This window comes from Micromonospora sp. NPDC047753 (assembly GCF_040642735.1).
Lineage (GTDB): Bacteria > Actinomycetota > Actinomycetes > Mycobacteriales > Micromonosporaceae > Micromonospora.
In genome coordinates this window covers 1-10,786 of the sequence record NZ_JBEYSL010000216.1, presented here as the reverse complement: position 1 = coordinate 10,786, position 10,786 = coordinate 1, and the positions used below count along the sequence as shown (strand labels likewise).

The 10,786-nt window shown below is 71.1% G+C and carries 11 protein-coding genes and 1 pseudogene; 11 read left to right on the top strand and 1 reads right to left on the bottom strand.

Annotation, left to right across the window (positions count from 1 at the left end):
- The 10 genes from ABZ749_RS19005 to ABZ749_RS18960 all read left to right on the top strand — a co-directional run.
- Positions 1-352 (top strand): fumarylacetoacetate hydrolase family protein (locus ABZ749_RS19005; protein WP_357229485.1); only part of this gene is annotated, 352 nt, incomplete at its 5' end.
- Complete coding sequence (locus tag ABZ749_RS19000; RefSeq protein WP_355008903.1) at positions 349-1,284, top strand: acetaldehyde dehydrogenase (acetylating); 936 nt, start codon at positions 349-351, stop codon at positions 1,282-1,284. The genes ABZ749_RS19005 and ABZ749_RS19000, both read left to right, overlap by 4 nt.
- The gene (dmpG, locus tag ABZ749_RS18995) at positions 1,281-2,405 is read left to right on the top strand and encodes a 4-hydroxy-2-oxovalerate aldolase (protein ID WP_357229481.1); all 1,125 of its coding nucleotides are present in this window, start codon (positions 1,281-1,283) and stop codon (positions 2,403-2,405) included. The genes ABZ749_RS19000 and dmpG overlap by 4 nt, the downstream gene beginning before the upstream one ends.
- Entirely contained in the window at positions 2,402-3,175 is a 774-nt protein-coding gene (locus tag ABZ749_RS18990) for a fumarylacetoacetate hydrolase family protein (protein WP_357229478.1), read from the top strand. Before dmpG ends, ABZ749_RS18990 begins: the two co-directional genes overlap by 4 nt.
- Positions 3,172-3,594, top strand: coding sequence for a RidA family protein (locus ABZ749_RS18985; RefSeq protein ID WP_238669047.1), 423 nt, complete (start codon positions 3,172-3,174; stop codon positions 3,592-3,594). Before ABZ749_RS18990 ends, ABZ749_RS18985 begins: the two co-directional genes overlap by 4 nt.
- Entirely contained in the window at positions 3,591-4,115 is a 525-nt protein-coding gene (locus tag ABZ749_RS18980) for a 3-hydroxyanthranilate 3,4-dioxygenase (protein WP_357229475.1), read from the top strand. The genes ABZ749_RS18985 and ABZ749_RS18980 overlap by 4 nt, the downstream gene beginning before the upstream one ends.
- The gene (locus ABZ749_RS18975) at positions 4,115-5,116 is read left to right on the top strand and encodes an amidohydrolase family protein (RefSeq protein ID WP_357229472.1); all 1,002 of its coding nucleotides are present in this window, start codon (positions 4,115-4,117) and stop codon (positions 5,114-5,116) included. Before ABZ749_RS18980 ends, ABZ749_RS18975 begins: the two co-directional genes overlap by 1 nt.
- A 105-nt stretch (positions 5,117-5,221) precedes the next feature.
- Positions 5,222-6,685 carry an amidase gene (locus tag ABZ749_RS18970; protein ID WP_357229470.1) on the top strand — a complete coding sequence of 488 codons (1,464 nt, stop codon included), beginning with the start codon at positions 5,222-5,224 and terminating at the stop codon, positions 6,683-6,685.
- A 75-nt stretch (positions 6,686-6,760) separates the two neighbouring features.
- Positions 6,761-7,057: a hypothetical protein gene (locus tag ABZ749_RS18965; protein ID WP_196930456.1), complete on the top strand. Its 297-nt coding sequence runs from the start codon at positions 6,761-6,763 to the stop codon at positions 7,055-7,057.
- Entirely contained in the window at positions 7,044-7,451 is a 408-nt protein-coding gene (locus tag ABZ749_RS18960; RefSeq protein ID WP_124856680.1) for a DUF5130 family protein, read from the top strand. Before ABZ749_RS18965 ends, ABZ749_RS18960 begins: the two co-directional genes overlap by 14 nt.
- Positions 7,452-7,634: 183 nt before the next feature.
- Here the strand turns inward: ABZ749_RS18960 and pepN are convergent, their stop codons facing one another.
- A complete protein-coding gene (gene pepN / locus ABZ749_RS18955) occupies positions 7,635-10,184 on the bottom strand; it encodes an aminopeptidase N (RefSeq protein ID WP_357229466.1) in 2,550 nt (849 codons plus the stop codon).
- A gap of 221 nt (positions 10,185-10,405) precedes the next feature.
- Here pepN and ABZ749_RS18950 point away from each other — a divergent pair.
- A pseudogene (locus ABZ749_RS18950) lies at positions 10,406-10,786 on the top strand (disulfide bond formation protein DsbA); the annotation flags it as partial.

Sequence of the window (10,786 nt, the reverse complement as noted above, 5' to 3'; positions counted from 1 at the left end):
CTCCATCGTGGACACCGTCGCCGACAACGCCTCCAGCGGGCTCTTCGTGCTCGGCACCACGCCGCGCCGGCTCGCCGACGTGGACCTGCGACTGTGCGGGATGGTGCTGGAGCACGCCGGCGAGCCGGTGTCGGTGGGTGCGGGCGCCGCCTGCCTGGGCAACCCACTGCACGCCCTGCTGTGGCTGGCTGGCACCCTCGCCCGCGCCGGTGACCCGCTGCGTGCCGGGGACGTGGTGCTCTCCGGGGCGCTCGGCCCGATGGTGCCGGTCACCCCCGGCGCCGCGTACGAGGCCCGGATCTCCGGGCTGGGTTCGGTGCGCACCTGCTTCAGCAAGGAGACTTCCGCGTGACCACCGGTATAGCGGTGCTTGGTTCCGGGAACATCGGCACCGACCTGATGATCAAGGTGTTGCGGCTGAGCGACAGCCTGCGCATGGTGGCGATGGCCGGTATCGACCCGGCCTCCGACGGCCTGGCGCGTGCTCGCCGGCTCGGCGTCGCCACCACCGCCGACGGCGTGGACGGGCTCGTCGCGCTGCCCGAGTTCGCCGACGTCGAGTTGGTGTTCGACGCCACCTCGGCCGGCGCGCACCGACGCCACGACGAGGTGCTGCGCGCCCTCGGCCGCACTGTGGTCGACCTGACCCCGGCCGCGATCGGCCCGTACGTGGTGCCGCCGGTCAACCTCGACGAGCACCTGCACCAGCCCAACGTCAACATGGTGACCTGTGGCGGACAGGCGACAGTGCCGATCGTCGCCGCGGTACGCCGGGTCACCCCGGTGGCGTACGGGGAGATCGTCGCCTCGATCGCGTCGAAGTCCGCCGGGCCGGGAACCCGGGCCAACATCGACGAGTTCACCGAGACCACGGCCCGCGCCATCGAGGTGGTGGGCGGTGCCGAGCGGGGCAAGGCGATCATCGTGCTGAACCCGGCGGACCCGCCGCTGCTGATGCGGGACACCGTCTACTGCCTCTGCCCGGACGCCGACGCGGACACCGACGCGATCGCCGCCTCGGTGGCGGACATGGTGGCGACCGTGCAGGAGTACGTCCCCGGTTACCGGCTCAAGCAGGACGTGCAGTTCGACCGGGTCGAGGCGTACCTGCCGACGCTCGGGCGGCGGCTCACCGCTCTTCAGGTGTCGGTCTTCCTGGAGGTCTCCGGCGCCGGGCACTACCTGCCCGCGTACGCCGGGAACCTGGACATCATGACCTCCGCCGCGCTGCGCACCGCGGAGCGGCTGGTCGCCCTGCGTTCCTCGGAGGTGGCCGCGCCATGACCGACCTTTACATCCAGGACGTGACGCTGCGCGACGGCATGCACGCCATCGCCCACCAGTACACAGTCGACCAGGTACGCACCATCGCCGCCGCGTTGGACGCCGCCGGGGTGGCCGCCATCGAGGTGGCGCACGGCGACGGGCTCGCCGGTTCCAGCGTCAACTACGGCCACGGCGCGGCCAGCGATGCCGAGTGGATCTCCGCCGCCGCCGAGGTGCTGACCACGGCGAAGCTGACCACGCTGCTGCTGCCCGGGATCGGCACCATCGCCGACCTGAAGGCGGCGAAGGCGCTCGGGGTGACCAGCGTGCGCATCGCCACCCACTGCACGGAGGCGGACATCTCCGCCCAGCACATCTCGTGGGCCCGGGAGAACGGCATGGACGTCGCCGGGTTCCTGATGATGTCGCACATGAACGATCCGGCCGGGTTGGCCGGGCAGGCCAAGCTGATGGAGTCGTACGGGGCGCACTGCGTCTACGTCACCGACTCCGGCGGTCGGCTGCTGATGTCCGACGTGGCGCAGCGGGTCGACGCGTACCGGCAGGTCCTCGCCCCGGAGACGCAGATCGGCATCCACGCGCACCACAACCTGTCACTCGGGGTCGCCAACAGCGTGCTCGCCGTCGAGCACGGTCGGATCACCGGCTCCGCGCCGGTCGGTCCCGACGCGGTGCACGGTCGGACGGTCCGGGTGGACGCCTCCCTCGCCGGCATGGGCGCGGGCGCCGGCAACGCGCCGCTGGAGGTCTTCGTCGCGGTCGCCGAGCTGCACGGCTGGAAGCACGGCTGTGACGTGTTCGCGCTGATGGACGCGGCCGACGACATCGTCCGCCCGTTGCAGGACCGACCGGTCCAGGTGGACCGGGAGACGCTCTCCCTGGGGTACGCGGGTGTCTACTCCAGCTTCCTGCGGCACGCCGAGCGGGCCTCCACGAAGTACGGCGTGGACGTCCGGTCGATCCTGGTCGAGCTGGGCCGCCGCCGGATGGTCGGCGGCCAGGAGGACATGATCGTGGACGTGGCCCTCGACCTGGCCGACAAGGAGCAGGCCGTGAGCGCGGGGAGTGAGCCGGGTCCGCGAGCCCCGCAGTCGCGAACGGAAGGTGGCACAGCATGATCGGCGTGGACATCGTCGGGATCGCCGAGAAGCTGGGCACGGCGGCCGACTCGGCCACCGCCATCCCGCAACTCGCCGCCGAGACCGGCCTCGACGTGGACACCGCGTACGCCGTGCAGGCCGCGCTGCTGCAACGTCGGCTGAACGCCGGTGAGCGGTTGGTCGGGTTGAAGATGGGGCTGACCAGCAGGGCGAAGATGGCCCAGGTCGGCGTGGACGAGGTGATCTGGGGGCGGCTCACCAACGCGATGCGGGTGCCCGACGGCGGCGCCGTGGACCCGGCCGCGTACATCCATCCCCGGGTCGAGCCGGAGGTGGCGTTCCTGCTGGACCGGCTGCCCGAGCCGGGCGATCCGGTCGGCGACTTCGCCACGGCGGTCCGCGCGGTCGCCCCGGCCATCGAATTGATCGACTCCCGGTACGCGGACTTCCGTTTCTCGTTGCCCGACGTGGTCGCTGACAACACCTCGGCCGCCGCCTTCGTGATCGGGCCGTGGTCGCCGGTGCCGGCGGGGCTGGACAACCTGGGCGTGCTGCTGGAGGTCGACGGGCGGGTGGCGCAGGTCGGTTCGACGGCGGCGATCCTCGGTGATCCGCGCCGGGCGCTCGACGAGGGCATCCGGTTGGCGGGCCGGCACGGGGTGCGGCTGGAGTCCGGCTGGGTGTTCCTGGCCGGTGCCGCCACCGCCGCTGTTCCGTTGCGTCCCGGCGCCCACGTCCGCGCCGTCGTCGAGAAGCTCGGCACGGCCTCGCTGCGGGCGTCGTCGTGACCGCCCGGGTGGTGGCCGGGAAGGCCGTCCCGCGGGGGGCTTTTCCGCACGTCAAGGTCGCCGGTGGCTTCGTCTTCGTCTCCGGTACGTCGTCGCGGCGCGCGGACAACACCTTCGCCGGTGTCGAGGTGGACGGGTTCGGCACCACCAACCTCGACATCCGGGTGCAGACGCGGGCCGTCATCGAGAACGTGCGGGATCTGCTGCGTTCGGTCGGAGCGGACCTCACCGACCTGGTGCAGGTGACGGCGTACCTGGTCAACATGAACGACTTCGGTGGTTACAACGAGGTGTGGGCCGAGTTCTTCGACGCCTCCGGACCGACCCGTACGACGGTGGCGGTACACCAGTTGCCGCACCCGCACCTGCTGATCGAAATCCAGGCCGTGGCCCTTCTTCCCTCGGGAGGTCAGTCGTGAGTGAGATCGCCGAGCCGTTCAGCTTTCCGGGCTGGATCGCCGACAACCAGCACCTGTTGAAGCCCCCGGTGGGCAACAAGGAGATGTTCCCCGGCGGGGACGACTTCATCGTGATGGTGGTGGGCGGGCCCAACCAGCGCACCGATTTCCACGTGGACCCGTACGAGGAGTTCTTCTACCAGGTCAAGGGCAACATGCACATCAACCTGGTCACCCCGGAAGGGCCGCGCACCGTGCACGTGCGCGAGGGGCAGATGTGGATGTTGCCGCGAAACACCCCGCACTCGCCGCAGCGGCCGGAGGCCGGCTCGATCGGCATGGTCGTCGAGCGGGTCCGTGAGGAGGGCACCCTGGAGACGTTCCAGTGGTACTGCCCGGAGTGCGGCGACAAGGTGCACGAGGTCGAGTTGCAGGTCCGCGACATCGCCGCCGATCTGCCGCCGGTGTTCCAGGCGTTTTACGCCGACGAGTCGGCGCGCACCTGTGCCAACTGCGGCACAGTGCACCCGGGCAAGGGCTGATGCCCGCAGGCGTGGTCGACGTGCACACGCACGTCGTACCGAAGGGTTGGCCGGACCTCGGCGCGGCGTGTGGCGGGTCCGACTGGCCGTGGTTGCGGGTCGACTCCGAGCGCGCCGCCATGATCATGGTGGGGGAGACGGAGTTCCGCCCGGTCGGCGCGGAGTGCTGGGACGCGTCGCGCCGACTGGTCGACATGGACGCCGACGGCGTGGCCGTGCAGGTGGTCTCGCCCACCCCCGTCTTCTTCAGCTACGACCGTCCGGCCGACCAGGCGGTGAAGGTCGCCCGGATCTTCAACGACCTGACCCTGGAGGTCACCGCGGCCGGGGGTGACCGACTGGTGCCGTTCTGCCAGGTGCCGCTCCAGGACCCGGACGCCGCCTGCGCAGAGCTGGACCGCAGCCTCGCCGCCGGGCACGTCGGCGTGGAGATCGGCAACCACGTCGGCGACCGGGACCTGGACGACGCCGGTGTGGTCACCTTCCTCCAGCACTGCGCCGAGGTGGGCGCACCCGTCTTCGTCCACCCGTGGGACATGCCGGGCGGGCCACGACTGGACCGTTGGATGGCCCGCTGGCTCACCGGGATGCCCGCCGAGACGCACCTGTCGGTGCTGGCGATGATCCTCGGCGGTGTCTTCGACCGGGTGCCCGAGACGCTGCGGATCTGTTTCGCGCACGGCGGCGGCAGTTTCCCGTTCTGGCTCGGCCGCGCCGACAACGCCTGGCACCGCCGTGGCGACCTGGTCCGGGGCGCGTCCGCCGGTCCGCCCAGCAGCTACCTCGACCGGTTCAGTGTCGACTCGGTGGTCTTCGCGCCGCCCGCCCTGCGGCTGCTGGTCGACACCCTGGGGGAGGATCGGGTGCTGGTCGGCAGCGACTACCCGTACCCGCTGGGTGAACGGCCGGCGGGCGCGGTGGTTCACGCGGCCGACTTCCTCAGCGATGACCAACGCGACAAGCTCCTGTCCACCAACGCCCTGCGCTTCCTACACGGCTGAGCGCGGCTCGACACGTCAAGCGTGCGGTGGGCATCCGGTTGGTCCGTTTCCGGTCTCCGGCGCGTGTCGGCTGCGCGAAGGGCCGACTGCCGGCAGGATGGCGTAATGGCCGAGCCGCACGACCTGACCGCGTTGGAACAGGCCGCCGCGATCACCCGCGGCGAGCTGTCCAGCGTCGACCTGGTCGAGCATTCCCTGCGCCGGGTCGCGGCGCTCGGCGACACCGTGGGCGCGTTCGTCACCGTCACACCGGACCTCGCCCGGCAGGCCGCGCGCGCCGCCGACGCGGCGCCTCACGAGGAGCGCGGCCCACTGCACGGCGTGCCGACCGCGATCAAGGACCTGACGCTCACCGCCGGGGTTCGCACCACCTTCGGTTCGGCCGCCTTCGTCGACTTCGTCCCGCCGGTCGACGCCGACGTGGTCCGCTTCATCAAGGCCGCCGGTCTGGTCAGCCTGGGCAAGACGACCACCTCCGAGCTGGGCTGTTCGCTCTACTCCGAGGGCCGGGTCGCGCCGCCGGCCCGCAACCCGTGGCAGTTGGCGTACACGGCGGGCGGTTCCAGCGGCGGCTCGGCGGCGGCGGTCGCGGCCGGGCTCGTCCCGGTCGCCCAGGGATCCGACGGCGGCGGGTCGCTGCGCATCCCGGCGTCGCTCTGCGGCCTGGTCGGCTACAAGCCCAGTCGGGGCCTCGTCTCCGGCGGGCCGATCGGCTCCGGCGCGTTCGGCCTGCCCACCGCCGGCCCGCTCGGACGGACGGTCACCGACGTCGCCGCACTGCTCGACGTCATGGCCGTTCCCGTCCCCGGCGAGCCCTACCTGCCGCCGCCCGCGCCGCCCGGCGGCTACCTGGCCGTCGCGCGCCGGGCCGAGCCCGGCCCGCTGCGGATCGGCCGGTTCACCACGCCGATGCTCGCCGAAGAACCGGTGCATCCCGACTGCGTGGCCGCCGTGGACCGGGCCGCCGCGCTGCTCACGGCGGCCGGCCACGAGGTGGTCGAGGTGCCGCCGCCGCTCGGGCCGGCGGTGTGGCCGCTGTTCGAGACTCTCTGGTACGTGCTGGCGCTCGCCCCGGTGCCACCGCAGCGGGAGGCGGAGCTGCTGCCCTTGACCCGGCTGCTCCGGGCCCGGGGAGCTGAACTCTCCGCCGGCACCCTGACCGCCACCCTCGGGGAGTTGCAGGCGCAGGTGCGCCTCGGTGCCCGCCGCACCGCCGGGTGTGACCTGCTCCTGTGTCCCACCCTGGCCACCCCGCAGGCACCCGTCGGCTGGTTCACCGCCGACGCGGACCCGGCCGCGGACTTCGACCGGCAACGCCGGTTCTCGCCCTACTGCGCCATCTTCAACGTCACCGGCGATCCCTCCGTCTCCCTGCCACTGGGCACCACGACCGACGGACTGCCCGTCGGGGTGCTGCTCACCGGCCGGTACGGCGACGACGCGCGGCTCATAGCTACCGCTGCGCAACTGGAGAACTGCAGTGACGGATGGGATCGGCACCCCGCAATCTGGCGGGCCGTCGACTCCGCTAACGTGAATGGTGACGGAGTCGGGCGGTCGGCAGATTGATCGTCCATCCGACCCGGTTTTTCACTGTCGTCCTTCTTCCGCCTGGGGGCGTTGGGATTGTCTGTTACCGAGACGTTGCTGGTCTTCGTCGGCATCCCGTTGGCCGCGGTGCTGGTCATCGCCGGCCTGTCGTACGCCGGTAGCCACGGTGGTGCCACCGGCGGTGGCGGTGGTGCCAAGCGCTACCGCCCGGGCCGGCCCTTCGACTTCACTCCGGTCTGGTTCCTGGGCCGTCCGGAGCAGCTGGCCGACTCGGCCGGCACCGCGCTGACGGCGGGGGCGCAGGCGCCCGCGCTGACCAGCCACAAGCTTGAGCAGGCCAGCGTCGAGGCGCCGGCCGGTGGAACCGGAGGCGCAAGTGACCGTTGGTGAAAAGCAGGCCGGGTCGGAAAATCCGCCCGAGGTGCTCGACGGGCCGTTCTCGACCCGCCAGCTGCTGCGCATCGACGAGGCGTTGCGCCTGGCCGACAAGGGCACCGGTCTGGTCTTCTCGGTCTTCGTCGGTGGTCTCGACGAGCCGATCCGTGAGCACGCCCAGCGGCTGCACCGTCAGCTCGCCGAGCCCGACAAGTCGGTGCTGATCGCCGTGTCGCCCAACCAGCGCCAGCTGGAGATCATCACCGGGCGGTACGCCCGCAAGCGCATCCCCGACACGTACGCCAAGCTGGCCGCGCTCTCCATGGTCGGCGCGTTCAGCGGCGGTGACCTGGCCGGCGGCATCATCAACGGCCTCGACCAGCTCGCCAGCCACGCCGGCAAGGGCTGACCCACACGCACGACGAAGCCCGGCCCGCTGAACGCCGGCCGGGCTTCGGTGTGTCCGGGGTTGTCTCACGGGGCCAGGCGGAGGGATCGAGGCGCTCGAAGCGCCGCCCGTACTTCCGCCACAACAGCGTCCGGGGCCGGCGCGGGCTCAGACCCACGCCGGCCCCGGGCCGGACAACGCTGCTCAGGAGCCCTGGGCGTCCTTCGCGCGGGCCTTCAGCGCCCGCACCACACCGTCGCGGCCCTCGGCCACCAGCCGACGCAGCGGGGCAGGGTGCCCGTCACCAGCCAGCCACGCGTCAGTGGCCGCGACCGTGTCGTCCTCCACCAGATAGGTCGGGTACGCCAACTGGGCGAACTCCTGCGCCGGCTCGCTGTCCCGGGTGGCCCACACCTGCCCGACCGCCGCGAAGTACCGCTCCCGGTACGGGGCAACCAGCTCCACCTGCGCCGGGTGGGCGAACCCCTGCAACAGCGCCCGGTGCCGCCAGTTGGGCAGCGCGTCCGGGCCGGTGAGCAGGGCCCACACGGCGGCCTTGTTCTCGGCCGTCGGCATCAACGCGTGCGCGTACGCGGCTTCCCGCTCGCCGCTGGCCGTGCGGTCGCTGCTCAACTCCGCCTCGATCTCGGCGGTCCCGGCGGCACCGTTGGCCACCAGCGCGGCGAGGACCGACCAGCGCAGCTCGGTGTCGACGGTCAGCCCGGCCGGCATGCCGGTGCCGTCCAGCCAACCGCGCAGCGTGGCCAGGTCTTCCTCGGAGCGGACCGCCGAGGTGAACGCACGGGCCCAGGCCAACTGGAACCCGCTGCCGGGCTCGGCGGCAGCGAGTGCGTCGCGGGCGGTACGGGCCAGGTCGGCCCAGCCGGTCGGCGCCCAGGCCGGGTCGGCGTACAGGGTGAGCGCGGTGGTCGCCTGCCGCAGGGTGGCGGTGACCAGGTTGATGTCGGTCTCCGCGGGCAGCCCGCTCAGCGTCAGCGCCACGTAGTCGCGGGCGGACAGCTCGGCGTCGCGGATCATGTCCCACGCGGCGGTCCAGCAGAGTGCGCGGGCCAGCGACGAGTCGAAGCCACCGATGTGCTGCACCACTGTCGCCATCGAGCGCTCGTCGAGGCGGAGCTTGGTGTAGCTGAGATCGTCGTCGTTGAGCAGCAACACGTCAGCGGCCCGGACGCCACGCAGCGCGGCGAGATCCGTGTGCTCGCCGCTCACGTCCACCTCGTACCGCTCCCGACGGACCAACCGTCCGTCGGTCAGGTCGTACAGGCCCACACCGATCCGGTGGGTCCGCAGCGTCGGGTACGCCGCCGGGGCCTCCTGCCGCACCAGCACCTGCTCGTACGTGCCGTCGGCCCCGATGGTCACCTCCGGACGCAGCGTGTTGACCTGCGCGGTCTCCAACCACTGCGCGGCGAACTTGCGCAGCTCCCGCCCGGATGCGGTCTCCAGCTCGGTGAGCAGGTCGTCGAAGGTGGCGTTGCCCCAGGCGTGCTTGCCGAAGTAGGCCCGCAGCCCGGCCACGAACGGCTCCTCACCCACGTACGCGACGAGCTGCTTGAGCACGCTCGCGCCCTTGGCGTAGGTGATGCCGTCGAAGTTGACCTCGACGGCCTCCATGTCCGGCATCTCGGTGTAGACCGGGTGGGTGGAGGAGAGCTGGTCCTGCCGGTAGCCCCAGTTCTTCCGGATGGACAGGAAGGTCGTCCACGCCTCGCTGAACCGGGTCGCGTTCGTGTTGCACCAGTGGCTGGCCCACTCGGCGAACGACTCGTTCAGCCACAGGTCGTTCCACCAGCGCATGGTGACCAGGTCACCGAACCACATGTGGGCCAGCTCGTGCAGGATCGTGTTGGCCCGCTGCTCGTACTCGAAGTCGGTGACCTGCGAGCGGAACAGGTAGTGCGACTCGGCGTGCGTCACGCAGCCGAAGTTCTCCATCGCGCCGGCGTTGAAGTCGGGCACCCAGAGCTGGTCGTACTTCGGCAGCGGGTAGCGCACGTCGAACTTCTCGTGGAAGAAGTCGAAGCCCTGCTTGGTGATCAGGAAAAGGTCGTCGGAGTCCAGGTACTGGGCCATCGACGCCCGGCAGAAGACCCCCAGGTCGATGCCGTCGTGCGTGTCGCGCACCTCGTGGTAGGGCCCGGCGCACATCGCGGTGATGTAGGTGCTCATCCGGGGCGACTCGGTGAAGTGCAGCGTCTTGAGCGCCTCACCGGCCGGCTCCTCCCGCTGCACGGGCATGTTGGAGATCGCCCGCCAGTGCGCCGGCACTGTGACGTGCCAGGTGTAGACGCTCTTCAGGTCGGGCTGGTCGAAGCAGGCGTACACCCGCTGCGCGTCGGCCGTCTCGAACTGGCTGTAGAGGTACGTCTCGCCGTCCACCGGGTCGACCGTCCGGTGCAGACCCTGACCGCTGTTCGAGTAACCGAAGTCGGCGTCGACCACCAGGACGTTGTCGCTGTCCAACCCGGACAGGGCCAGGCCCTTCTCGGCGGACCAGTCGGAGAGGTCGACGGGCGTGCCGTTCAGCGTCGCGGACCGCACCGACTCGGCGGCCAGCTCGATGAAGGTGTTCGCACCCGGTTCGGAGCAGCGGAACCGGACCTCGGTCGTCGACCGGAACGTGCGGCCGTCGGCCGCCAGCACGGCGCTGGACAGGTCCAGACTGATGTCATACCCCGTCACGTTGAGCAGGCGTGCCCGCTCGGTCGCTTCGACCTGCGTCAGGTTGCGCACTCCCGGCACTGTTCGTCTCCATCCCACATGTCGCCGTACGCCCGGCGGCGCCCGTTCGCCTACCGCTCGTGACGGCTGGCCCGATTCGAGTCTTCCATGTACGGGCAGCCCGCGGTGGCCGAGGTCACGCTCTCATTCGGGTGCCGGTCGATGTGCTGCGGGGTGAAGATTCTCCTGAGACGCCGACCTGTCGGCGCCACCCGTCGCGAAGGGATCTCACAGTGACCGAACGTGTCACCGCCGACATGTGGTTCGACCCGGCCTGCCCGTGGGCCTGGATCACCTCTCGCTGGCTGCTCGAGGTCGAGCAGATCCGGGATGTCGACATCCGCTTCCACGTGATGAGCCTGGCCGTGCTCAACGACGGCCGGGACGAGCTGCCCGAGGAGTACAAGGAGTTCCTGAAGACCGCGTGGGGCCCGGTGCGGGTCTGCATCGCCGCCGAGCAGCTGCACGGCAACGACGTGCTGCGCCCGCTCTACACCGCGCTCGGCACCCGGATCCACCTCCAGAAGCACTGGAACTTCGGCTATGACAGCGTCGGCAACCTCACCTCAGTGACCGACCCCAAGGGCACGGCGACGAGCACAGAAGGTGACTAC